This window comes from Rhizobium sp. NPDC090275 (assembly GCF_044772225.1).
In the GTDB taxonomy this organism is placed as follows: domain Bacteria; phylum Pseudomonadota; class Alphaproteobacteria; order Rhizobiales; family Rhizobiaceae; genus Rhizobium.
The window spans coordinates 148,906-173,517 of record NZ_JBIVYL010000013.1 but is presented as its reverse complement, the minus strand read 5'-3'; the positions used below and the strand labels follow the sequence as shown (position 1 = coordinate 173,517).

Here is a 24,612-nt window from a genome sequence, read left to right as displayed (position 1 = left end):
CCCTGCGCAGGATTGGGATGGAAAGCATATATTCAAATTCGACCATATGGATAGAGTTGCGTGATATCGAAACGGAGTTGCAACCACTAATGCCCTGCCTCAACTCTGTTTTCTAAGTTCGACCAACGTGCTTTCCCGGTCCCGCGGCCAGCACCTTGTTGCTGATGAGCCGTCGCTTCGTGATTACCCTCGAACAAGGAGTAATGCTTATGAAAGCCGCAAGCGCATTGGCGATCCGCCACACCGTGCCTGTAAACGCGCGCGACATCCTCCCCTTCGGGCAACCAACCTTCTGTCAGTCATAGGCGTCAAACAGCAGGGCGGATCATGCAGCACGACAGCAATATTGCCGATAAGGACGAGGGGCAAATCCCTCTCACATGCGTGGTCGATATCGACACATCCGCCGCGCTGCCCGCCGAACAGTTTGATCTCTATCGATCCTGGAATTCCAATCTCGGGAATGTCACGCTGCTGCGGGAAAAGTTCAGTGCGTTCAGCGCGCGCCAGCAGGTCTGGCAGCTTGGAAGCCTTGCGTTGATGTCGCTGGATTACCGTGGCACCGGTTATCGCCGTCGGTGGAACAACAAGAAGGATCCCGTTTTCGATCACTGGATCCTCAGCGTCCCGCTGACGGTTCCAGACAATAGCGGCCCGAGTGTCCCCGGCCAACTGCACTGGCATTGCCTTGCAGCTCCCTACGAGGCGGAAGGCGAGGACGATGGCGCGCTTGCGCTGCTGCTTCCCCGCGACTTTGCGTTCTCGCAGCCCTTTGACCTCGCTATTCGCCCCGAGATGGCAGCGCTGATCGTGGATTACCTCCAGCTACTGCACCGCTCGCTTCCCAACAGGATGGAGCGAGATGCCGAACATATCGCGGTTGCAACGACCACATTGCTCGCCGCCTGCCTTGCACCATCGCGCGATCACCTTGTCGAAGCCGAGGGACCGATCAACGGCGTGATCATGGCCCGCGCCAAGAAGCTCATTTCCGCGCAACTCGCAAAGCGCGATCTATCGCCGGAAAAGCTGTGCCGCGATCTGAACATCTCGCGGTCGCGGCTCTATCGGATTTTCGAGGCCAGCGGCGGCATTTCCAATTACATCCGCCGCCAACGCTTGCTGCGCACCAGGGAAATCCTTGGCGACGATAAAGATAAGCGCTCCATCTCGCTGATTGCCGAGGAATGGGGTTTCATGGATCCATCGACATACAGCCGAACGTTCCGTCGCGAATTCGGGATAACGCCGAAGGAAGCCCGCGAGGCTGGATGGCTCCGGACCAACGAGGCGCCGAGACTTTCCGCCGCCCATTTCGCAGGCGGCGGCCCTCCCTGGCGCTCTCTGCTGGCAAGCGGAGATATTGCGAGCCGCACTTAGCCGCCCCGACAAACATCCTACCAAGCACTGCCGGACCGCTCGCCGCGCGGTCCGCGTTTGTCACAGCGTCGCCACTCGCTCCTGCCTGTGCAGTTTATCCCAGCGTCGTGCACGGTATCCATTTCTGCGAGAATGAGCGCGAAACCACTGTTTAAACGGCATTTTCCGCTTTCCGGGCCATGCCCTGCGGAAATAAGCTTCGAGTGCTGCCGTCGGAGCGGAAGGTCTGAACTCGCGTTCCGTCCACCGCTTCGGCCGTGGCCATTGACGCTTTCAGGAGTGTGACGGATGGGAATTCCTGGCAGATTTTCTGGTTTCTTTCTCGCCTCGTTCATCGCAGCCTCGCATTCAATAACGGCACAGGCACAGGATGTGCCGAAAGTGGCGACAATCACCGTTGCCATTGAGGATGTGTCGCCGAAGCATGAATTCGTCGGGCGCGTCGAAGCGCTCAATGCCGTCGACATCCGTTCCCGGATTGATGGCTTCGTCGATCAGAGGCTGTTCGAGGAAGGCGCCGTGGTCGACGAGGGCCAGGCGCTCTTCAAGATCGACAGCCGGGCGCTTGAGATCGCTCTGGCCGATGCCAATGCCAACCTCGCCCGCGCCAAGGCAACGCTGCTCGATGCCGAGCGCCAGATGGTGCGCAACCAATCCCTCAACCAGACCGTTGCGCGCGCAACGATCGAACAGAGCGAAACCGCGCGAGACACCGCCGCGGCAAACCTGCAATCGGCGGAAGCGGCCGTCAAGCAGGCCGAACTCAATCTCAGCTACAGCCGCATCGTGGCTCCCTTGAAGGGCCGAATTGGAATCGCTGCTTTTTCCCCCGGCAGCTTCATCACCACCGCCTCACCCGCATTGGCGCGCGTCGTGCAGATGGATCCCGTGAGGGTGGTATTTTCAGTCAGCGACCGCTCATTGCTGGATCTGCGCGAAGCCGCCGGCAATGTGAGCAAGGATGAGCTAGCCCAGCGCTACCAGACGCGTCTGAGGCTCTCCAACGGGCAGATCTATCCGCAAAACGCACCTATCGCCTTCCTCGGAAACGAGGTCGATGAGGGCACCGGAACTCTGGCCGTCCGCTCGGTCTTTCCAAACAGCGATTTCCTGCTGATCCCGGGCCAGTTCGTCACCGTCGTCGTTTCAGAGACCGCGCGGAAGGAACGCCCTACGGTTCCGCTGGGGGCCGTGCAGCAGGACCGCGAGGGCAAGTACGTGATGCTGGTCACGCCTGACAAGAAAGCCGAGGTGCGCAGGATCAGCGTCTCCGAGCAGCGAGAGGGAAGCTGGATCGTAGAGGACGGACTGAAAGGCGGTGAAAGCGTCATCATCGAGGGGCTTCAGAACGTCGCGGAAGGTTCCACGGTCGAGATCATTGCGGACAAGGATGCGTCCCAGCCGGCGGTGTCGAAATGAACATTTCCGCTCCCTTCATCGGCCGCCCGCGCTTCGCGATGGTGATCGCGGTCGTCATGCTTATCGCCGGCACGGTGGCACTCCTGCAGATCCCGGTCGCGCAGTTCCCGCAGATCACGCCGCCGGAAGTTCAGGTCACCGCCAGTTACCCAGGGGCCAACGCGCAGGTGATGACCGACAGCGTCGGCGCGCCGATCGAAGAGCAGGTCAACGGCGTGGAAGGTATGATGTACATGTCATCCTCAAGCACCGACAACGGCACCTATAGCCTGACCGTAACCTTCGAGGCCGGGACCGATCCCGCGATTGCCCAAGTCAATGTGCAGAACCGGCTTGCGCTCGCGACTCCTCGCCTTCCGGCAGCCGTCACGCAGGCGGGTGTGACAGTCCGCAGCCGCTCGTCGAGCATGCTGCTCGGCCTTGCGCTCTATTCGCCGAAAGGCACGCGTGACGAAGTCTTCATCAGCAACTATGCGACGATCAACATTCGCGACGCCATCTCCCGCCTTCCCGGCGTCGGCGAAGCCGCCGTGTTCGGGCCGACCTACAGCATGCGCATCTGGATGATGCCGGATCGCATGGAGGCGCTTGGTGTCACAGCAGCCGACCTCATGTCGGTCATCCGAGCCCAGAATGCCCAGGCATCAGCCGGGCAGATCGGCTCGCCTCCGGCGATGACCGGGCAGCAGTTGCAGCTGACGGTGACGGCACGCGGACGCCTTGCCGATGCCGCCGAGTTCGGCAACATCATCGTTCGCAGCAACCGCGATGGCGGTGTTGTCCGGCTGCGCGACGTCGCCCGCGTGGAGCTCGGCGCCCAGTCCTACGACACGGCCTCTACGCTGAACGGCCGTCCAAGTGCCACCGTCGTCGTCTACCAGGCATCCGACGCCAATGCGCTGGCGGTCTCGAACGCCGTGCTTGGCGAAGTCGAGCGGCTCTCGAAGCAGTTCCCCGATGATGTGGCCTATACGCTGGTCTTCGACACCACCTCTTTCGTGCGCGAAACCATCCGCGAGATCTTCGTGACGCTCGCCATCACCTTTGTACTTGTCGTGGCGGTCGTCTACGCGTTCCTGCAGGACTGGCGCGCCACCGTCATCCCGACGCTGACCATCCCGGTCTCCCTGATCGGCGGCTTCGCGGTTCTTTACGTTCTCGGCTATTCGGCGAACACGATCACGCTCTTTGCCGTCATTCTTGCCATCAGCCTCGTGGTCGACGACGCCATCATCGTCGTGGAAAACGCCCAGCGACTGATGAGCGAAAAGGCGATGGATATACGCGCCGCGACGCTCGCCACTATGCAGCAGGTCACAGGACCGATCGTCGCGACCACGCTTGTTCTCGCAGCGCTCTTCGTCCCGGTGGCGTTTCTGGCTGGGATCACCGGCGAACTCTACCGCCAATTTGCCGTGACGATCCTCGTGACCGTGGTCTTTTCGACCATCAACGCGCTAACGCTCAGCCCGGCGCTCTGCGTCCTCATTTTGAGGCCGGCACCTGAACGCAAGACAGGCATTTTTGGCCGGATGAACAATGGGCTGGAAGCCTCACGCCGCTTCTATCTCGGGCTGTTTACGATGTTTGCCCGCCGTCTCGTCCTGGCAGGCGTGCTCTTCGTCGCCGTCATAGGCGGCATCTACGGTTTCTACCGTGTTCTCCCCACCGGCTTCGTGCCGGCAGAGGATCAGGGCTACCTGTTCATGAACGTGCAGCTTCCGAACGCCGCATCGCTGGAAAGAACGCAGCAGACGATCGCGCAAGTCAGCGAGCTTCTGCAGCAGACGCCGGGGATCGCCAATACGATTGGCATCGCCGGCGTCAGCATGGTGGGCGGTGGCGGCTCGAACAGCGGCATGATCATTTCCGCGCTGGAGCCATGGAGCGAGCGCCCAGCGGACCAGAGCGCCTTCGCGCTCATCGCCAAGCTGCGCCCGCAACTGGCGGCGATCTCGACAGCTTCGATCGTGCCCTTCAATCCGCCCGCCATCCCCGGCCTCGGCACCACGGGCGGCTTCGACTTCCGCCTTCAGGCGCGCGCCGGCCAGAGCCAGCAGGCGCTCGCCGAGGTCATGCGCGATCTGATCATCCAGGCAAACCGAACGCCCGGCCTCGCCGGCGTGTTCAGCACCTTCTCCGCCGACGTGCCGCAGGTCTATCTCGATATCGACCGGAAACGGGCCGACCTCTACGGCGTCTCGCCGGCTGCGATCTTCAGCACATTGCAGGCGCATCTCGGATCGGCCTATGTCGATGACTTCAACATTTTCTCGAGAGTGTATCAGGTGCGGCTGCAGGATGAGCCGGCCTATCGCCAGCGCATCGACGACATCCAGCGTCTCAGGGTGCGCAGCCAGTCCGGCGAGCTCGTTCCGCTGCAGAGCATGATCTCTATTCAGACGATCTATGGGCCGAGCTCGGTCAACCGCTACAACCTGTTCTCATCGGCCGCGATCAACGGCCAGGCCGCGGCCGGCACCAGCTCTGGTCAGGCGCTTACGATCATGGGCAATCTCGCCAATGAAACCATGCCTGATGGCTTCGGTTTCGAATGGACCGGGCTGGCGCTTCAGGAGCAGCAATCGGGCAACGAGACCGTGATCATTTTGATCGCGGGCATTGTTTTCACCTATCTTTTCCTCGTCGCGCAATATGAAAGCTGGAGCGTGCCTGTTGCCGTCATGCTGTCGGTCGCGGTCGCAGTGGTCGGCGCGCTGGGCGCGCTCGTCATCGGCGGGATCGACCTCAACATATACGCCCAGATCGGCATGCTGTTGCTGATCGGCCTTGCGGCCAAGAACGCGATTCTGATCGTCGAATTCGCCAAGGAGCGTCGCGAGGAGGGGATGAGCACGATGGACGCAGCCTCCGAGGCGACATCCCAGCGCTTCAGGCCCGTTTTGATGACCGCGCTCGCCTCGATCTTGGGTGTCGTGCCGCTGGTGGTCGCGACTGGCGCCGGAGCGGGAAGCCGCCAGGCGATCGGCGCCACGGTTCTTGGCGGGCTGCTTCTCGGCACCGTTCTCGGGCTTGTCGTGATCCCGGTTCTTTACCTGGTCGTTCAGAGCCTTCGCGAGACGCTCAAGCAGCGGCTCTTCGGCGTCGAGCCCGGCCCGGTCACCAACGTTGCCGCGGAATAGGTGCTTTCGCCGGCCCTGTCCGACCCGACCTTCGCCAGCCGCCGTGGACTACTCCGCGGATGCCGGCTCAAGCGCTTTGAACGCGCCCTGCCCCAAAAGCATCAGCCATGTGACAAGCACGAAGGTGGAAGTCAGGACCGGCATTGCGATCGGTGTGAGGAAAATGGCGATGGACGCCCAGAGCCAGCTGGAGATGACGGCGCCGAAGACCGCATAAATCAGGCTGCGCCAATTGAAGGCGAGGAAGACGCCACATAGCGCCATCGCCGTCAGCGCGGAATTATAGCCGAAGAGACCATCGCGAACCGCGCCCTCCGGGCCGCCATAGATGGCCGCCACCAGCGTGCCGACCACCGCGCCGAGCAGCCCCATCGCCGCGCTGATCCGCGAATTCAACGCGATTGCGACGATGATGAGATAACCGGAAATCCAGTTGTCCTGGAAGAATATCTGCCCGATCGAGGTCCCGATCCCCTCATACCAGGTCGCGAAGACATAGGGCACCGTCTCTGAAAACTGTTCGGGCGACACGGGCTTAGCCATAGGCCCCGCATCGATCGCGTCGAATTTCAGCACCGCGAACAGAAACAGCCATCCGACGAGAACGAAAGGCATGGTCAGAGGCGCGGTCTTGTAAGGCGCCAGAACCGCACCCATGCTGGCGAAAGCCATGGTCGTGAAGGCGGCGGCGCAGACGAGGTAGACGACCATTGCGACCGACGGGATGGCGCCCGCGCGAAAATCCTCGCTGGTGAAGGCGACAAGCGCCAAGCCGACCAGCGCACCGTTGAAGCCATATAGCCCGTCCCGCATCACCGCCCTATCGGCCTTCAGAACCAGCGCGGTCGCGGTGCTGGCGATAACACCAAGCACGCAAATCGCGGCATAGATCCACGAATTCCACGCAAGCGCTACGAGGATGACGAGCCCCGACAACGGATTATTCTGAAAGACAACCTGGCCCACGCCGCGCAGCGACCAATCCACGAAGAACAAGGATGGATGATCACGGAAACGATCCAAATTCATTGATCTCTGCTCCTTCGGCTTGGCCCGGAAGCGGCAGCGTGCCTCGTTCCCGCGGCGTGTTGGTCCGGCTCGGGCGCGACCTCACGCCCGAGCTTTTCTGCGGCTAGAAGAGGAAGTATCGCTGCGACATCGGCAACACATCCGCCGGTTCGCAGGTGATCAGCTGGCCATCGACGCGGACATTATAGTTTTGCGGATCGACCTCCAGCTTCGGCGTCAGGTTGTTGTGCACCATGTCCTTTTTGCGCACCGTCCGCGTGCCCTTCACAGCCGCGAGTTGCTTGGAGAGCTTCAGCTTCTCGCCGATCCCGTCGTCGAGTGCGGCCTGCGAGACGAAGGTAACGCCGGTCGAGCCGAGAGCCCTTCCGAGCACGCCGTACATCGGACGATAGTGCACCGGCTGCGGCGTCGAGATCGACGCGTTGGGGTCGCCCATCGGAGCGATCGCGATCATGCCGCCGATCAGGACCAATTGCGGCTTGATCCCGAAGAAGGCCGGCTTCCAGAGCACCAGATCGGCGCGCTTGCCGACCTGGATTGAGCCGATCTGGTCGGCGAACCCATGCGTCAACGCCGGGTTGATCGTGTATTTGGCGACGTAGCGCTTGACGCGGAAATTGTCGTTGCGCCCGCTATCCTCGGGCAGCGGACCGCGCTGTACCTTCATCTTGTGGGCCGTCTGCCAGCACCTCAGTGTCGTCTCGCCGATACGACCCATTGCCTGCGAATCCGACGACATCATCGAGAACACGCCGAGATCGTGGAGAATGTCTTCAGCCGCGATCGTCTCGCGCCGGATACGGGATTCCGCGAATGCGACGTCCTCCGGGATCTGCGGGCTGAGATGGTGGCAGACCATCAGCATGTCGAGGTGCTCATCGACGGTGTTGATGGTGTAGGGTCTGGTCGGGTTGGTGGACGATGGGAGGACATTCTCCTCGCCCGCCGCCGTGATGATATCAGGCGCGTGGCCGCCGCCGGCGCCCTCGGTGTGGAAGCTGTGGATCGTGCGTCCCTTCATGGCCGCGAATGTGTCGCGCACGAAGCCGCTCTCGTTGAGCGTATCGCTGTGAAGCGCGACCTGCACGTCCATCTCGTCGGCAACCGTCAAGCAATTGTCGATCGCCGCCGGCGTCGTGCCCCAGTCCTCGTGAAGCTTCAGCCCGACCACGCCGGCGCGGACCTGTTCGCGCAGCGGATCGGGCAGGCTGATATTGCCTTTGCCGAGCAGCCCGACATTGATCGGCAGCGCTTCCGCCGCCTCAAGCATGCGGTGGATCGCCCATGGACCTGCTGTCACCGTGGTCGCGAGCGTGCCGACCGTCGGACCGGCGCCGCCGCCGACAAGCGTCGTCGTGCCACTCGCCAGCGCTTCTTCCGCCTGCTGCGGCGCGATGAAATGAATATGCGTATCGATCCCGCCCGCGGTCAGGATCTTGCCTTCTCCAGCGATCACATCCGTCGCGCCGCCGACGATGATGTTGACGCCCGGCTGGATATCGGGATTACCCGATTTCCCGATCCCGGAGATCCGTCCGTTCTTGATACCGACATCGGCTTTGATGATACCCCAGTGGTCGATGATGATGACATTGGTGATGACGACGTCGGCGACCTCGGCGTAGGGGCGCTGCCCCTGCCCCATGCCGTCGCGGATCACCTTGCCGCCACCGAAGGTCACTTCTTCGCCGTAAACCGTGCGGTCTTCCTCGATCTCGATGACGAGCTCGGTATCGGCCAGCCGAAGCCTGTCGCCCTTGGTCGGGCCGTAGAGATCGGCATAGGTCTGCCTTGTGATCGTTGCCATCGTAGCCTCCTACAGCTTGCCCATGACCTTGGCGTTGAACCCGTAAACCTCACGCTTGCCGTCGAGCGCCACGAGCTCCACCGTTCGTTCCTGGCCCGGTTCGAAGCGGACCGCGGTACCTGCCGGAATGTTGAGCCGAAAGCCGCGCGTGGGCCCGCGGTCGAACAACAGCGCCTCATTGGTTTCGTAGAAATGGTAGTGAGAGCCGACCTGGATCGGCCGGTCGCCGGAGTTGGCGACATCGACCTTCAGGGTCTGTCTGCCCGCATTGATGTCGATCGAACCACTCTCGATGAAATATTCGCCAGGGATCATGATAGCCTCCTCAGGGAATTGGGTTGTGGACGGTCACGAGCTTCGTGCCGTCGGGAAAGGTTGCTTCCACCTGGATGTCGTGGATCATCTCGGGCACGCCCTCCATGACCTCCTCGCGGGTCAGCAATGTCGCGCCGTAGGACATGAGGTCGGCCACCGTCCGCCCCTCGCGGGCGCCTTCCAGCAGGGCGGCCGAGATATAGGCTATGACCTCAGGATAGTTCAGCTTCAGACCCTTAGCCCTGCGCCGCTCGGCGACCAATCCGGCCGTAAAGATCAGGAGCTTGTCTCTTTCACGCGGTAGCAGTTCCATGAGCTTGCCTCCTTGTTTTGCTGTTCACGTTGCCCAGATGCGTGGAGCGACGGCCTTCTTCATCAGGCCGCGTTCGCGAAGAATGCTCCACGCTTGCAGAAAAAGTGCCTTGCCCTCGGACATGCGACTTCCGAGATAGCGGCAGACGATCACGCGCTCGAGCTGGCTGGCAGAGAAGACGCCGCGCGCCTGCTCGCCGAGCTCGTCGCGGATATGTTGAACGGTGTTTTCCAGCGCCGGCCCCGCATAGACCATCGTGCCGACAATGGGCTTTCCGGCAAAGAAGACCGGCGCGTCCAGAACCTCCGGCGCATGAGAAAACGCCATTCGCTCGAACCAGATCAACTCGTCGCCGCGAAAGATCTCGACCCTCTGGGCGAGCCGCCCGCTGGCGAACCCCTCGCCGGCAGCCGGGCGGCCGAGGCTGACGAAATCCCAACCGACATAAGCGGCATCTTCACCGAGCGTAACGCGCGTGCTGATCGAGGCATCCGCCCCTTCAAATAGGATCGTCTCTTGTGGGAGATTTTCGCAGACCGCGCCGGCGCCGACATCGATCCTTATACGCTGTGTACTTGTGCCGTTTTCGCTGCGGTAAAACTTGGTCGCGCCAGGCGTCGTCAGTACGCAGCGGGCCTCGGGCGCGAGCCCACAGCTTATGTTGAGAACATCGCCGCCGGCCACGCCGCCTGGCGGATGCAGGATGTAGACATGAGCGGAGCCATCGTCCTCGGGATGAAAGGCACGCTGTACAGCCAGCGGCCCGACATGGCGCCGGCGCATCAGGCGCGTTTTCCCGTGGGAGTTCGCAAACCACAAATCTAGCTCGGCATGCCAACCATCTGCCATGAGCGATAAACCCTTCTCAATCCGGCCTTACGGCCCTTGCTGCCAACTTGTTACCTCGACGTTTCATATGTTGCTCAAGCTTGGGCGTGATCGCACAAAGCGCGTTCACGCTTGATCGCCTGGTGTCTGCTTCTCGCTTCTTTCATGTCGCGTCTCTTCCGAGAGATGGTGCGAACTGGCGGTCAACTTCATGGCGCCGGCGAGAAGCAGCGCGGACACCGGCAACACCAGTGCTTCCCATTGCGGAGGCGTCTGCGTTTCACCCACCTGGGCCGCAAAATGCACGACCAGGTAAAGAATGATCATCTGGAAGAAGAGGTTCTTCAGTTCCGCGACGGTATCGATGATCATCCACTGAGGTAGTCTCGATCGCTGCTCCGGCGGGATATCGAGCGCAAAGCCAAGGGCGATGCCGCAACCGACCACCATCAGCACGATGCCCAGAAGTATCTTGTCGGTCGCGCGCAGGACCGAGACGATGACCGACATGTCCGGATTGAGCCGGGTCATCCGGAAGGTTTCCACGAGCATCAAGATCGCCTCCCAAAACATGAGGAAGGCACCGAAGAGCACACCCGCGGCAGCAAGTATGAGAATGGACCGAAGGCCGCGGAACAACGAAATCAATGCACTCTTCCTCCTCGGATCAATTCGACTGCGTGGGCGCAGCTTGCTTCGACCAGTCAGCGCCTAGGAGCGAAACAGCCGGCTGTATTGCGTTTCATGCCATGCGCTTGCCATTGCCATTGCTGGCGCGGCGTTGCCGATCTCGTCATCACCTGTTGTCTCCGCCGTGCGCGCCGCACGCTCGATGATCTCGGCCGCGGCGATAAGAAGGCGCTGGCCGGCGGTATGCCCGAGCGGCACCAGCCGAATGGCAGCCGATACCTGCCCCTCCACCGCACTCCACAGCAGCCCGCGCAGCGCATCTGCCGGCGCGATCTTCCAATGCGTGGCCGCGAGGGCAAAGACGGCCGGGTAAGTCAGCTTCCTGCCGTTGAAAGTCTTGGCGGACGAGACGCCGAGATCGCAGAGGACCGTCAGCATCGACGCGCCCATCTGCTTGTCCTCCAGCTCCACCTCCTTGCTTTCGCGCGCGGCCGACAGCCAAGCATCGGCTTTCAGGAACGCCGCGCGATCGTCGGCTCCGAGCGCATGCATCATGCGCAGGAACAGCGCCGCATCGCAGACGGCGTAGCTGTGTTCGATCAGCCTGAAGATCCAGTCTCGTGCGGTCGCCTCGTCGCGAACGGTCCGATCGTGGACCGCCCATTCGAGGCCACGGGAATAGGCGAACGCGCCAACCGGCTGGCTTGGGCTGACCAGCCGCAGCAACTGAAGCGGCAAGCCGCCCGATGTTGGTTGGCCCAATGTTGGTTGAAACGTCACATAAATCTCCCGAAATAATCGTCCGTGGCTAGGTTAAACACCGGCCCTCGGGCTCAAAACACCTAAGCCCTTCAGCTCGCCAGCAGCAGAACGCCGCCAAGCGCGGTGGCTCCGCCGGCTATCCGCAGGGCTGTCGTGCCTTGCGTCAGGCGACCGGCGGCGATGCCCATTCCCATCCCCACGGTGTGCAGGAATGCCGTCGCCAGCACAAAGCCCACGCCGAAGGAAAAGGCATTCGCACCTGCCATCTCGGCGCCATGCGCATGCCCGTGAAAGAATGCGAAGCCGCCAACAATGGCTGCGACCAGCGTCGGAGACGCCGGTAGGGCAACAGCGACCAGCAGACCGATGACGACGGCCGAGGCAAGAATGATCGGCTCGACGAAAGGCAGGTGCATACCCGCAAGTACTGACAGAAAGCCGAGGATCATGACACTGACGAAAGCGACGGGGATGGCGAGCCGCGCGCGGCTCCCAAGCATCACAGCTGCCAGGCCGACTGCGACCATGGCGAGAACGTGATCCGGCCCCGTAAGAGGATGCAGGAAGCCGGAGACGAAGGCCCCATGGTCACCAGGGCCAACATGCGCGAATGCCGGCGTACTTGCCATAAGCAGCGGCGCGAGGATCAAGAGAGGCATCTTCTTCATGGCACGAATCTCCCTAAGGTTGGTCGAATAGGAACGATTGACATCCAGTCTTTCAGGCACTCCATCGAACTCATGCTGGCACTGCGATCTGGCCTCTTCAGAACGAGCCGAACATCGACCCGAGCACGAAGACGGCGACCAGCGAGATGATGACGCCGACGATTACGGTCATCACCATGTCCAGATAGCTTCCCGAGTGCGTCTGCTTGCTGATCTGCAACAGCAGAAGCACCGTGCCGTTGTGCGGCAATGCATCGAGCGTACCGGCGCTGATCGTCGTCAGGCGATGCATGAGCGCGGGATCGATACCGTGTTCGGCCGCAAGCTTCATATATTCGGCGCCAAGCGCGTTGAGTGCGATCGCCATGCCGCCGGACGCCGTACCGGTTAGGGCCGCCAGCGCGTTCATCGCCACGACCAGCGACACCAGCGGGCCGCCGGGCATCTGCAGAACGGCATCGCGCACGACGTTGAACGCCGGCATCGCTGCCACCACCGCCCCGAAGCCAACGAGGCTGGCAACGGTCATGATTGGCAAGACGGCCGAGTTGGCGCCAGCGTCAAGGCTTTCGCGCAGCGCGCCCAGCCGTGCGTAATTCAGGCCGATCACCGTGACGATCGCCGCGGCGAGCGCGATGAGGACGGCCCAGACGCCGATCGTCGAGGTGATATTGATGCCAAGTGCTGCTTCAGCGCTGGAGAAATCGATCCGGGGCAAAACCACAAGCGCCATCAGGAAGTTGGCACCGATGACGACGATCAGCGGCAACACCGCGAAGAGGAAGGACGGTCCCTGATCACTCTTCTTGCCATGGGTGAGTTCGCTCGGGTCGAAATCGCCTGAGGTCGTTGCCTGTTCGCGCACTTTTTCGCTGATGACGACAGGCGTTTCGTCCTCCGTATAACCCTCCTTGGCGGCACGTGCCCTGGCCTCGATATGGGCCAGCCACCACATCCCGAAAGCGAAGGTGATAATCGAGGCGATGATGCCGAGGCCGGGCGCGGCGAAGGTCGTCGTGCCGAAATAAGGCATCGGAATGGCGTTGTTCGTCGAGGGCGTACCGGGCATCGCCGACATGGTGAAGGTGAACGCGCCGAGGCCGATCGCGGCCGGCATAAGTCTGGCCGGAATATTGGCGGCGCGGAACATTTCGCGCGCCATGGGCACAAGCACGAAGAAGGCGACGAACACGCTGACGCCGCCATAGGTGACGACGGCGGAGGCGAGCACCACCGACAGCATGGTTCGCTTCACGCCCAGCCGCTCCGTCAGGAAACGGGCGATAGACGTGATGGACCCGCTGTCGTCCATCATCTTGCCGAAGATGCCGCCGAGCAGGAACATCGGGAACCACTGCGTGACAAACCGCGCCGTGCCGCCCATGAACGTGGATGTCCAGTGAGGAAGCAACGGCTGGCCTGAGGCTGCTGCAACGATCAGGGCCGCCGCGGGCGCCAGGAGCAGCACGCTCCACCCGCGATAGGCGAACCACATCAGCAATCCAAGTCCCAGCAGAATTCCAAACAGCCCCATGGATCCGCCTCTCAATCCGGCCAGATAAGCAGAGATGTCATGCGATCCTAAAGCTTACGCCCGCCTTGGTGCAGCTACGATCCGCGTCACAACTCACGGCCTTACCCGGTTTTCATGAACCACCCCTGCGGATGTGTCGACCGGTCACGCGCGCAAAGTCTTGGGGCCGCGCAAGAAATGGACACCGTGCTCACTCCTGGGATTTCTTGCTGAGCGAACACCAGAGATTGCGGCCTTTTGGCCTGCCGCTGGGATCCCTTCGTTGCGCGGCTACCTCCACACGGTCCAGCGCCTTCTGCCGTTTTGCAATCACCTCCGGATCGTTCAGGTAATCCGTCGGTCGTCGTGCTCGCACGCTCGTCAGACCGAGCGGCTTATCCGCCTGGAGTTGGCGTTGTGTTCAGATAGACCGCAAAGAGGCTGCGCGTCGCGCAGATATAGAGCCTGTTTCGGTTCGGGCCGCCAAAACACAGATTGGCGGCGGCTTCCGGCAAAACGATCCGACCGAGCAAGGTTCCATCCGGCGCCAAGCACTGTACGCCGTCACCCACGCCGGCCCAGATATTGCCATGCCGATCGAGACGAATGCCGTCATAGATACCGATATCGCATTCTCGCAGCAATCGTCTGTTTTCCAGGCCGTTGTCGCTCCCGACATCGAAGGCATAAAGCGCTGCCGGCTTACGGCCGCTGTCGACGACGTAAAGTGTCCGGCCATCCGGGGAAAAGGCGAGCCCGTTTGGCTGGACGAAATCCGTCAGCACTGCTCTGATCGAGCCATCCGTCGCAACCCTGTAGACGTTGCGGCTACCGATCTCGCTATCGACCCGCGCACCTTCGTACTCGGTGGCGATGCCATAGGTCGGGTCAGTGAACCAGACGGCGCCATCGGAGGTGACGATCACGTCGTTCGGCGAGTTGAACCGTCGGCCCTCGAAGGTATCGGCGATCACGGTGATGCTGCCATCGTGCTCCACGCGTGTCACCGAGCGCGACAGATGTTCGCATGACAAAACGCGCCCCTGCGGATCGAGCGTGTGGCCGTTGGTGAAGTTGGAGGCATGGAGGAACGGGGTGACAAAACCGGTAACCTCGTCGAAGCGCAGCACGCGGTTGTTCGGAATGTCAGAGAACAGCAGGTAGCGGCCCGCCGGCACGTACACAGGTCCCTCGAGCCATCTTCCCTCGGAGAACAGCGTATCCACGTGAACGTTCGGCAGTACGAGGCTCTCGAACCGCTCGTCATGCACCTTGAACCATTCTGTCAGCACGTGTCCCCTCCCGTCTTTCCACTCGCCTCAGAGCCGCTTCATCCATCCAAGCCCGGCGATTGTCTCCTCCGCCGGCCGGTATTCGCAGCCGACATAGCCACGGTAACCGAGTTCATCGAGTGCGGCGAAGATCCTGAAATCATCGAGTTCGCCGGTTCCCGGCTCGTTGCGCTTCGGCACGGACGCGATCTGCACATGCCCGATGAGAGGCATCGCCTTTTCGAGCCCGACAAGCACGTCACCATGAATGATTTGCCGGTGATAGACATCGAACTGCAGCTTGACGTTTGCGTGGTTGAGATCGGAGATGAAGCCGATGGCGCGATTGAAGTCGTTGAGGAAATAGCCGGGCATATCGCGGCCGTTGATCGGCTCTATTACGAGGCCGATGCCATCGCGCGCAGTCAGATCGGCGGCATAGGCGAGCGCGTCGCGGTAAGATGCGATTGCGGCCGGATCGTTCTCATCCGCGATCCCCGCCATCATGTGCAGAAGTGGCGACCCGATGACCTTGGCGTACTCCACCGCTTTGCGCACCGCCTGGCGGAACCCGTCGCGCCTCTCCGGCAAGGCCGCGAGGCCGCGCTCGCCAGCGGCCCAGTCGCCGGGCGGCATGTTGAACAGTGCCTGCTTCAGCCCAGAAGCTTGAAGCCTTCCGGCTATGACATCGGCGGGATGATCGTAAGGGAAGAGATACTCGACAGTCTCGAAGCCCGCATCGGCGGCGGCCTGAAAGCGGTCGAGAAACGCGTATTCGTTGAACATCATGGTGAGGTTGGCGGCAAAACGCGGCATCTCAGACTTCCTTGTCCATGCCAGGCAATTGCAGCCCCGCGATCGACGCCAGAAGGCGCGCGACGGAAGAATCGTCATCCCTGCCCATGCCTGCCGCTTCGGTCATCACGAAAAGCTGCAACGCGGCGCTGGCGATCGGTAGCGGAAACTTCTGCTGACGACCGATGTCGGAGACGATGCCGAGATCCTTGGTGAAGATCGACACGGCGCTGTGCGGCGTATAATCACCGGCGACCACATGCGGAATGCGGTTTTCGAACATCCAGCTGTTGCCGGCCGATTTGGTGATGACGTCGAAGACCCTGGAGATGTCGAGCCCGAGGCCCTTGGCGAAGGTGATCGCCTCGCAGGCGACGGCGATATGGACGCCGGCGAGAAGCTGGTTGACGATCTTGAAGGACGAGCCGACGCCGACGTCGTCTCCGAGCTCGTAGACCGTCGCCGCCATCGCATCCAGCGCCGGCCGCGCCGCCGCGAAGCTCTCAGGCGAACCGGACGCCATGACCGTCAGCGCGCCTGCGTCGGCCTTGACCGAGCCGCCGCTGATCGGCGCGTCTAGATAGAGGACGCCATGTTCGCTGGCTTTTCGGGCGAAATCCTTGGCCTGTGCCGGCGAGATGGTTGCAGACGATATGACCACTGAGCCCGGCGTCAACGCGGCAACGGCGCCCTCGGGACCAAACAGGACGGCCTCGGTCTGCGCTGCGTTGACGACGACAACAACGGCAATCCGCGCACCCTTCACGGCCGCCGCCGGCGTCGAGAACGGGCGGCCGCCAGCGGCCTCTAGGCTGGCCGAAGCCGCATCGCTGATGTCGCAGCCGGAGACCGTGTGGCCGGCACGGAGCAGCGAGCGCGCCATGCCGAGGCCCATTGAACCCAATCCGACCATTGCTACGTGAGTGGATCCGGCCATCAGCGATTGTTCCTTTCGAATCTGCGTATCAGCAACATGGAGAGTATGATCAGACCGAACACGATCTGACGGAAGGCTTCCGGCATCTGCAGCACCGAAAGAATGGAAGACAGGAGCGTGATGAACAGCGCGCCGACGACGGTTCCGGCATAGCTGCCCTTGCCACCGAGGATCGACGTTCCGCCGATGACGACGGCGGTGAGAACCGGCAGCATATAGGCGTCCCCCATGCCCTGGTAAGCTTGGTTGGCGTAGCCGGCCAGAAGGATCGCGCCGATGGCTGTGAAGACGCCGGCCGCGACGAATGTCATCGTCGTCACCAGCCGCACCCTGATGCCGGAGAGATAGACCGCCTTTTCGGAACTGCCGGTGGCAAAAAGGTAGCGGCCATAGACCGTCCGCTTGAAGAGCAGACCGATGACGATCATCACCGTGACCCAGAACAGGAAGGCGTTGGGAATGCCGAGCGTGCGTTCGAGCGCCAGCGATATCGAAAGCGGTGGCGCCACGCCGCGCGGCTTGAAGCCGCCGGTGAAAAACACCACCGCGCCTACGAGCATAGAATTCATCGCCAGTGTCCAGACCATGGACGGGAGCCGGAAAAAGGCGACGCCGATGCCGTTGATCAACCCGATCAACGCTCCGGCTAGGAGACCGATCGGGATGGCGAGTGCGGCAACCGTCGGCACGGACGAACCCGCGACCGTGGTCGTCAACACTGCAACGGCCGTGATGCCTGCCGGCACCGAGAGATCGATGTGGCCGAGCAAGATCACGAGTGTCGCGCCGGCGGCGATCACGCCGAGAAAGGACGCGATCTGCAATTGCTGCAGGAGATAGCCGGGGCTCAGAAACGCCGGAAAGATGATGCCGCCGATCGCCAACAGCAGGACGCAGCCCGCCGTAACGACGGGAATGGCCGGATCAGCCGTGAACCGGCCAAGGAGGCGTCGGGGAAGTTCTGGAGTGATCACGGTCATTGTGCGAACAGCTTCAAACGGTTGCGAACCTTGAGGATACCGAGTGAGCCAAGCGCGATGGCCAACGCCAGGATCAAGCCCTCGAAGAACGGTTGAGCGAGTGGCGGCAGGCCAGAGAAGAACATCAGCGCAGCAACGGTCTTAAGCAGCAACGCACCGACCACGACGCCAAACGGGCCGCCAATACCGCCGGCGAGCGAAACGCCGCCAAGCACGATCGCCGCGATCGAATTCAGCGTATAGGTCGGACCGATTCCAGCATCTCCAGTCAGTGTCACCATGCTCACATAAAACCCGGCCATGCCGGCGCACAGACCACCAAGCGTGTGCGCGGCAATGCGCATCCGGACAGGCGAGATGCCTGTCAGTTGCGCTGAATGCTCGGAAGAACCAAGACCATAAAGCGACAGGCCGAAAGCGGTGAAGCGCAGCATCAGCGAGAATGCCAGAAGTATCGCGATGATCAGCACAAGCGACGTAGGAACGCCGGCGATGGCATAGGTCAGGGCATCGGAGAGGTCGCTGTTCACGTCGCCGCCCGGCGTCGGGCGCAGCAAGAGCGCAATGCCGGAATACACGGCGCCGGTCGCAAGCGTCGCGATGATCGGCGGAATGCGCCCGAACGTAACAACCAACCCGTTGATGAAACCGCAGGCAAGACCGGAGCCGATGACCACGGCAACGCCGAGCCACAGCATGGCGCCCTCGCCAGCGAGTACATGGGATGCGACGACATTGCTGAGCGCCACCATGGCACCCACCGACAAGTCGATACCGCGCACCAGGACCACGAAGAACTGGGCGAAAGCGGCAAAGACCAGCAGCGCTCCCTGGTTTGCCCAGATCGTCACCACATAGGTGGAAAATCCGCGCGGATGCGTGCCGACATAGATTGCGAAGAGCACGGTGAAGGCAGCGGCCGGAATGAGGAAACGAATGTTGCGCTGGAACGCGATGCGCGTCATGCGGCTTCTCCCTGACCGGAATGTTCATTGGAGAGACCCATCGCAGCCGAAATCAGGTTCTCCGGCGTCAGCGTGTCGCCAGCGAGTTCGCGCGCGATGCGTCCGTGATAGAAGACCGCAACCCGGCCACATAGATGGACGAGCTCTTCGTAATCGGTCGACTGGAGCACGATTGCCACGCCGGTATCCGCGAGGTCACTCAAGAGTTGGTAAATCTGCGCCTTGGTCTTCACGTCGATGCCCCGGGTCGGGTCGAGGAGAAGGAGACAACGCGGCTTCAGCGCAAGCCACTTGGCCAAGAGCACCTTCTGCTGATTGCCGCCAGAGAGCGAAGCGACCGGATCAGACATCTGACCGTAGACAAGTTCGAGTCGGCGGAGAAGCGCCTCATAATGAGCCTCGCGCGCAGCGTTGTCGCGGACCAGAATTCCGTCCCGACCGAGACCGGCCAGACGCATGTTGTCTTCGATCGACAAACTTGGGATCATGCCTTCGGTCTTGCGGTCCTCAGGGATGAAGGCGATGCCCACATCCTCCGCCTTGGCCCGGAAGGGAGAGCGCTGGCTGAACTGCTTCCCGCCGATCTCGACCGCACCCGACACGCTACTGAGGATGCCGAAGATCGCCTCCAGCACCCGCTGCTGCCCCTGCCCCTCCAAACCGCCTAGGCCATAGATCTCGCCGGGGCGGACGTCGAATGTGACATCGTGAAGCTCGCCGGCCCAAGACATACGCCGCACGGACAGAAGAGGCTCGACATCGACGGGGACCGCCGCACGCGGTTCTGGAAACAACTGCTCCATCGACTGGCCGATCATCAATGAGACAATTCCCTCGTGATCGATGGTCCCAGCCGGAAATGTCTTCACATGCGCGCCGTTGCGAAACACCGAAATGCGATCGGCAAGCGCGTGAACTTCATGAAAGCGATGCGAAATGAACAGCACGCATGTGCCCTGATCGCGCAGTTTGCGGATGACGGCGAACACGCGCTCGACGGCATCCGCGCCCAAGGCCGATGTGGCCTCGTCAAGAATAAGAAGTCGCGGCTTCTGGTAGAGCGCCTTGGCAATCTCGACGAGTTGGCGCTCGGCAAGCGTGAGCTCGCTGATCAGACTATCCAGCCCTATGCGCTCGGCACCGATCATCGCCAGACATGCCGCCGCCTCCCGGTAGGCGGAGCGCCGAACGAAGCCGAATATGGTCCTTGGGCGCGCCAGCGTGATGTTGTCGCCTACAGTGAGGCTCGGCATCAGCGAAAGCTCCTGGAACATGCACACGATGCCGTGATCCGCGGCATCGCGCGTGCCGGAAAAGCTGACAGGTACGCCGTCGAGCCGGATCGTTCCTGAAGTCGGCGCTATAACGCCGGAGAGAAGCTTCATCAGGGTCGATTTCCCGGCGCCGTTCTCGCCGAGGATCGCATGGATCGTCCCGGTATCGCAGCTGAAATCGACATCTCTGAGAGCCGTCACCGCACCGTAGGTCTTCGAGATGCCGGCAAGCGCAATCAAGGGGGAGTTATCTGTCATCGATCTATCCGTAATCCGGCCGGAGCATGGGCGTAACCTTGCCCCGGCCTTCCTCGATCAGGTGTTATCCGGCTTCTGGCCGAGAAGCTCGTCCGGCGTGAAGACCGGGAAGCAATTCGGGTAGCCCGTCGTCGTGTAGAAGGTGTCCGGCAATTTGGGGAAAAAGTCCGTGCCTTCCTTCAGCTCGGCATTGTCCTTGCTCGGGATCGGCAGGAATATCTTCTGCGGCAGGGCATTGCCCTCAAGAAGCGAGACGATCGCTTCCAGCGAAACTGCAGACATCACCGGAGCCTGAGCGGCCGTGACACCAGGGTACTTGCCTTCGGCAAGCAGGCGTCGCGTGCCGTTGCCGGCGTCACCGCCGAAGGGAACGACCGGGTGATTGGCGTTCTTCATGGCGTTAAGGGCGCCGATCGAACCTTCCTGCACCATCACCCCGTCGAACTGACCGTTCGTCGCGATCGCGTCCGCGGTCACCTTCTGCACAGTACCGGCATCCCAGTTTCCGACGACCTGAACGACCTTCAGGCCCGCTTCCTTGTCGAGAACAGACCGCATGCCATCGTGATTGTCGCGGTCCGTCGCGTTGCCGGGAAGACCGGAAACTTCGAGCACGCTGCCTTCGACCTTGCCCTTGGCCTTCTTGATGGCATCGACCACGGCCTGCGCCTTCATCTTGCCGAGTTCGAACTGGTTTTCGTTGACCTGAACGATCTCGTCGGCATCAAGCACGTTATCGAACGGTACCAGCACGGTGCCGGCCTGCGCGGCGCGCTTGATAACAGCCTTGAAGGCCGTCGGATTGACCGCGATGAAGCTGATGCCGTCGTAGCCGGCGGCGATAAAGTTATCGATCGCGGCGATCTGCGCGGCGCTGTCGTTACCGACGGAAACGACCGTGAACTCGGCGAGCTTGGCCTTGTTTTCCGGACGCGCAGCCCAGGCCTTGGCACCCTGAATGGCCGTCACGCGCCAGTCATTGCCGGCGAACCCGTTTACGAAGGCGATTTTGTACGGCCCCTCGCGCTTGTCGTAGCGGACAACCTTCTTGTTGTCGGGCGCCGGCGAGAAGCACTCCGGCCGAAATGTGTCTTCCGCATGTGCCGCGGACCAAGCCCCAGACAGGGCAGTGAATGCGCACAGTGACGCCGCCATCGCAACGATGGCTCTCCTATTATTCCTCACGGTATTTTCCTCCCGAAAACCTTAAAGCAGCTCCCAAAAGCACTATCTCAGCGCTAACATAAAAATAGTAAGCACATCCTCTAGCAATCTTCAAGCGAAATATGTTAGCGCTGAGATAATGAACAACACTCAGTGCATTGCCGCGAAAGGGAGGACCTTGTGACGCAATATGAAGTTCCGACCCTAGCGCACGTGGCGAAGCTCGCAGGCGTCAGCGAAAACACGGTATCACGCGTCATCCGCAACAAGGGGCCGATCGCCGACGAGACGCGTAGCCGCGTCGCCAAGGCAATCGATACGCTGGGCTATGTACCCAACCGCGCGGCAGGATCGCTTGCCTCGTCCGGCTCCCTGCTGATCGGCGTTCTCCTGCCATCGCTGTCCAACATCGTCTTTCCGGAAGTGCTGCAGGGGATCCATGCGGCCCTTGCCACCACCGCTTACCAACCGATGGTCGGCGTGACGAATTACGATGCGGACAAGGAACAGGATATTCTGTCCTCGTTGCTCGCATGGCAGCCGGCGGCGGTTATCACAACCGGCTTCGACCACACGGATACGACGCGGCGCATGCTGAGCAATAGCCGTGTTCGCGTGGCCGAGTTGATGGATATCGATGCAGAGCCCATCGACGTGGCTGTCGGCCTGTCTCACCGCCAAGCCGGATACGCGACCGGGCGCCACCTGATCGAACGCGGTTACCGGCGCTTCGGCTATGTAGGCCATGACTGGGCAGCAGACCGGCGCGCCCGGCTGCGATATGAAGGCCTATGCAAGGCCCTGTCGGAAGCCTGTTTGACGTTGCAGGCCGAGGAACGCTTCGACGGCCCGAGTTCGACGATGGCGGGCCGTGACACACTAGCGACATTGCTGGCAAACGCACCCGATATCGACGCGGTCGTCTTTTCCAACGACGACATGGCCGTTGGCGGCTTCTTCCATTGCCTTGCGGCCGGCATTGTCGTGCGCAAACAGCTTGCCCTTTTCGGCTTCAACGGCCTCGACATCGGCCAAGTGCTTCCAATGCCCCTTTCGACCATAAGATCCAATCGGTTCCTGATCGGCAAGACGGCGGTCGAGAAGCTGCTGGAGAGTCCGACCCGGCCCGAGGAGCGCGTGGTGGTCGATACCGGCTTCGATATTATCGAAGGCGCAACGGCCTAGAAATTTCTGTCTTTTGGGGAGTGAGTGGACATGCTGTTGGGCGCGGTGGCGGACGATTTGACAGGAGCGACGGACCTTGCTCTCTCTCTGTCTAGAGAGGGCATGCGAACGGTACAGGTGGTCGGCATCCCGCCGGCCGATTTCGACTATGGAGACGCCGAGGCTGTGGTCGTTGCGCTGAAATCGAGAACGATCCCTTCGCCGGAAGCAGTGGCGCTATCGCTCGATGCCTGCCGCCGGCTGATTGGGGCCGGCGCCGAGCAGATCTTCTTCAAATATTGCTCGACCTTCGATTCCACGCCTGAAGGCAATATTGGCCCGGTCGCAGAAGCCCTGCACGCGGAACTGGGCGGCGCACTCACGCTCGCGTGTCCAGCCTTCCCCGCCAATGGTCGAACCGTCTATCGCGGCCATCTGTTCGTTGGCGACATGCTTTTGTCCGATAGCCCGATGAAGGACCATCCGCTGACACCAATGACAGATTCAAATCTCGTTCGCGTGCTACAGAAGCAGACGGCGCTCAAGGTGGGACTGGTCACCCGAGACGTCGTGGGCAGAGGCATCAAAGCAATTGGCACCGCTTTTGAATATGCGGCCGATCGAGGCGAAGAGATCGTCATTATCGACGCCATCACCGACGACGATCTGCGCGCGATCGGACAGGCGGCAGCCGGTATGCGTTTGATCACGGGTGGCTCCGGCATCGCGATCGGTCTGCCCGAGAACTTCCGTCGCGCCGGCAAGCTCAGCGCCAACCGCGCCGAAAGCGGATTCACTGCGCCGCAGGGCAAGGCCGTGATCCTTGCCGGGTCCTGCTCGACGGCCACCCGCCGGCAGGTGTCGGTCGCAATCAGGGCCGGGACGCCGGCGCTGAAGCTCGATCCGCTGGACATCGCGGCCGGCCGAACCACCGCGGATAAGGTCGTCGATTGGGTGGCATCCACCACCGGCGCCATCCCACTCGTCTATTCCAGCTCCGAGCCAGAGGACGTCAAGCGCGCGCAGCAGGCGCTTGGGCGCGACCGGGCTGGCGAATTGGTGGAGGAGCTACTGGCGGATGTCGCTTTACGGCTGACAAGCCAGGGCTATTGCCGCTTTCTCGTGGCCGGTGGCGAAACCTCCGGCGCTGTCGTCAACCGGCTAGGCGTGCAAGCCTTGTTCATTGGCCCGGAGATTGACCCGGGTGTTCCGTGGACCGTGAGCGTCGGACTTCAGCAACCGCTGGCGCTTGCGCTTAAATCCGGGAACTTCGGCGGCGAAGACTTCTTCTTGCGAGCATGGGATTTGGTGTGATGACGGCGATCATTTCGGAAGAGACAAAATTGCGGGACGAGATCGCCGGTGTCGGACAGTCCCTGTTCGATCGGTCGCTGACCTTCGGCTCGACGGGCAATATCAGCGCGCGGCTTGCCAGTGGCGAAATTCTCATGACGCCGACAAACGCTTCGCTTGGCAATCTCGATCCGGCACGCCTCTCCCGCTTTACGGCCGAGGGCGTCCACGTGGACGGCGACAAACCCACCAAGGAAGCGTTCCTGCACCAATGCATGTACTGCCAGCAGAAGATGAGCGGCGCGGTCGTTCACCTGCATTCCACCTATGCCGTGGCCGTCAGCATACTTGACGATGTAGATCCGACCGACGTTTTGCCGCCTCTGACCGCCTACTACGTCATGCGTGTCGGCAAGCTTCCGCTTGTCGAATATTTCCCGCCGGGCGATCCCGCCCTCGCCGCGGCCGTCGCGGGAAAGGCAAAGGACAGCCACGCAGTACTTCTTGCCAACCATGGCCCAGTTGTCGCGGGCAAGACGTTGCGCGAAGCCCAATACGCGACCGAGGAGCTTGAGGAAACTGCGAAACTGCACCTCTTGCTGCGCCCACATAAAATCAGACCGCTTACGTCGGCTCAAAAAGCTGAGCTGTTGTCTCGGCTATAGTCTGCGCGGGCGAAAGCGCGGAATTGTCGCGCCACGCGA

22 protein-coding genes are annotated in these 24,612 nt (G+C 61.7%); 6 read left to right on the top strand and 16 right to left on the bottom strand.

The window, feature by feature from the left end; genetic code table 11:
- Positions 1–327 precede the first annotated feature (327 nt).
- From ACIQUB_RS27265 to ACIQUB_RS27255, 3 genes are all read left to right on the top strand, one after another.
- A complete protein-coding gene (locus tag ACIQUB_RS27265) occupies positions 328–1,380 on the top strand; it encodes a helix-turn-helix domain-containing protein (RefSeq protein ID WP_402934116.1) in 1,053 nt (350 codons plus the stop codon).
- Positions 1,381–1,761: 381 nt separating this feature from the next.
- Complete coding sequence (locus ACIQUB_RS27260) at positions 1,762–2,799, top strand: efflux RND transporter periplasmic adaptor subunit (protein WP_402934113.1); 1,038 nt, start codon at positions 1,762–1,764, stop codon at positions 2,797–2,799.
- Complete coding sequence (locus ACIQUB_RS27255; RefSeq protein WP_402934110.1) at positions 2,796–5,942, top strand: efflux RND transporter permease subunit; 3,147 nt, start codon at positions 2,796–2,798, stop codon at positions 5,940–5,942. The genes ACIQUB_RS27260 and ACIQUB_RS27255 overlap by 4 nt, the downstream gene beginning before the upstream one ends.
- Before the next feature lie 48 nt (positions 5,943–5,990).
- Here ACIQUB_RS27255 and ACIQUB_RS27250 read toward each other — a convergent pair whose 3' ends face one another.
- The 16 genes from ACIQUB_RS27250 to ACIQUB_RS27175 form a co-directional block, all read right to left on the bottom strand.
- Positions 5,991–6,971 (bottom strand): urea transporter, encoded by a 981-nt coding sequence (locus ACIQUB_RS27250; protein ID WP_402934108.1) that lies wholly within the window; start codon positions 6,969–6,971, stop codon positions 5,991–5,993.
- A gap of 103 nt (positions 6,972–7,074) precedes the next feature.
- Positions 7,075–8,778 carry an urease subunit alpha gene (gene ureC, locus ACIQUB_RS27245; protein ID WP_402934105.1) on the bottom strand — a complete coding sequence of 568 codons (1,704 nt, stop codon included), beginning with the start codon at positions 8,776–8,778 and terminating at the stop codon, positions 7,075–7,077.
- A gap of 9 nt (positions 8,779–8,787) precedes the next feature.
- Positions 8,788–9,093 carry an urease subunit beta gene (locus ACIQUB_RS27240; RefSeq protein ID WP_037179617.1) on the bottom strand — a complete coding sequence of 102 codons (306 nt, stop codon included), beginning with the start codon at positions 9,091–9,093 and terminating at the stop codon, positions 8,788–8,790.
- Between the two features lie 10 nt (positions 9,094–9,103).
- Positions 9,104–9,406 (bottom strand): urease subunit gamma, encoded by a 303-nt coding sequence (ureA, locus tag ACIQUB_RS27235; protein ID WP_018897749.1) that lies wholly within the window; start codon positions 9,404–9,406, stop codon positions 9,104–9,106.
- Between the two features lie 24 nt (positions 9,407–9,430).
- Positions 9,431–10,189 (bottom strand): urease accessory protein UreD, encoded by a 759-nt coding sequence (locus ACIQUB_RS27230; protein WP_402934100.1) that lies wholly within the window; start codon positions 10,187–10,189, stop codon positions 9,431–9,433.
- 171 nt (positions 10,190–10,360) lie between these two features.
- Positions 10,361–10,873, bottom strand: coding sequence for a YqhA family protein (locus tag ACIQUB_RS27225; RefSeq protein ID WP_402934205.1), 513 nt, complete (start codon positions 10,871–10,873; stop codon positions 10,361–10,363).
- Positions 10,874–10,945: 72 nt separating this feature from the next.
- Positions 10,946–11,644, bottom strand: a complete 699-nt coding sequence (locus ACIQUB_RS27220) for an urease accessory protein UreF (protein WP_402934097.1) — start codon at positions 11,642–11,644, stop codon at positions 10,946–10,948.
- A gap of 71 nt (positions 11,645–11,715) precedes the next feature.
- Positions 11,716–12,294 carry a HupE/UreJ family protein gene (locus ACIQUB_RS27215; protein ID WP_402934094.1) on the bottom strand — a complete coding sequence of 193 codons (579 nt, stop codon included), beginning with the start codon at positions 12,292–12,294 and terminating at the stop codon, positions 11,716–11,718.
- Between the two features lie 97 nt (positions 12,295–12,391).
- Positions 12,392–13,828: a GntP family permease gene (locus tag ACIQUB_RS27210; RefSeq protein ID WP_402934091.1), complete on the bottom strand. Its 1,437-nt coding sequence runs from the start codon at positions 13,826–13,828 to the stop codon at positions 12,392–12,394.
- 374 nt (positions 13,829–14,202) lie between these two features.
- Positions 14,203–15,099, bottom strand: coding sequence for an SMP-30/gluconolactonase/LRE family protein (locus tag ACIQUB_RS27205; RefSeq protein ID WP_402934088.1), 897 nt, complete (start codon positions 15,097–15,099; stop codon positions 14,203–14,205).
- A 27-nt stretch (positions 15,100–15,126) separates the two neighbouring features.
- Positions 15,127–15,894, bottom strand: coding sequence for a 2-oxo-tetronate isomerase (otnI, locus tag ACIQUB_RS27200; protein WP_402934085.1), 768 nt, complete (start codon positions 15,892–15,894; stop codon positions 15,127–15,129).
- Position 15,895: 1 nt separating this feature from the next.
- On the bottom strand, positions 15,896–16,810 hold the full coding sequence (gene ltnD, locus ACIQUB_RS27195; RefSeq protein ID WP_402934082.1) for an L-threonate dehydrogenase: 915 nt from the start codon (positions 16,808–16,810) through the stop codon (positions 15,896–15,898).
- Positions 16,810–17,790: an ABC transporter permease gene (locus tag ACIQUB_RS27190; RefSeq protein WP_402934079.1), complete on the bottom strand. Its 981-nt coding sequence runs from the start codon at positions 17,788–17,790 to the stop codon at positions 16,810–16,812. The genes ltnD and ACIQUB_RS27190 overlap by 1 nt, the downstream gene beginning before the upstream one ends.
- The gene (locus ACIQUB_RS27185) at positions 17,787–18,755 is read right to left on the bottom strand and encodes an ABC transporter permease (protein ID WP_402934076.1); all 969 of its coding nucleotides are present in this window, start codon (positions 18,753–18,755) and stop codon (positions 17,787–17,789) included. Before ACIQUB_RS27185 ends, ACIQUB_RS27190 begins: the two co-directional genes overlap by 4 nt.
- Entirely contained in the window at positions 18,752–20,287 is a 1,536-nt protein-coding gene (locus tag ACIQUB_RS27180) for a sugar ABC transporter ATP-binding protein (RefSeq protein WP_402934073.1), read from the bottom strand. Before ACIQUB_RS27180 ends, ACIQUB_RS27185 begins: the two co-directional genes overlap by 4 nt.
- Before the next feature lie 57 nt (positions 20,288–20,344).
- On the bottom strand, positions 20,345–21,442 hold the full coding sequence (locus ACIQUB_RS27175) for a sugar ABC transporter substrate-binding protein (protein WP_402934071.1): 1,098 nt from the start codon (positions 21,440–21,442) through the stop codon (positions 20,345–20,347).
- Between the two features lie 189 nt (positions 21,443–21,631).
- On the opposite strand from ACIQUB_RS27175, the gene ACIQUB_RS27170 reads away from it, so the two are divergent.
- From ACIQUB_RS27170 to otnC, 3 genes are read left to right on the top strand one after another with little or no spacing between them, the layout of a single operon-like run.
- Positions 21,632–22,636: a LacI family DNA-binding transcriptional regulator gene (locus ACIQUB_RS27170; RefSeq protein WP_402934068.1), complete on the top strand. Its 1,005-nt coding sequence runs from the start codon at positions 21,632–21,634 to the stop codon at positions 22,634–22,636.
- 30 nt (positions 22,637–22,666) lie between these two features.
- Positions 22,667–23,929, top strand: coding sequence for a 3-oxo-tetronate kinase (otnK, locus tag ACIQUB_RS27165; protein WP_402934202.1), 1,263 nt, complete (start codon positions 22,667–22,669; stop codon positions 23,927–23,929).
- On the top strand, positions 23,929–24,573 hold the full coding sequence (gene otnC, locus ACIQUB_RS27160) for a 3-oxo-tetronate 4-phosphate decarboxylase (protein ID WP_402934065.1): 645 nt from the start codon (positions 23,929–23,931) through the stop codon (positions 24,571–24,573). Before otnK ends, otnC begins: the two co-directional genes overlap by 1 nt.
- Positions 24,574–24,612: the final 39 nt, after the last annotated feature.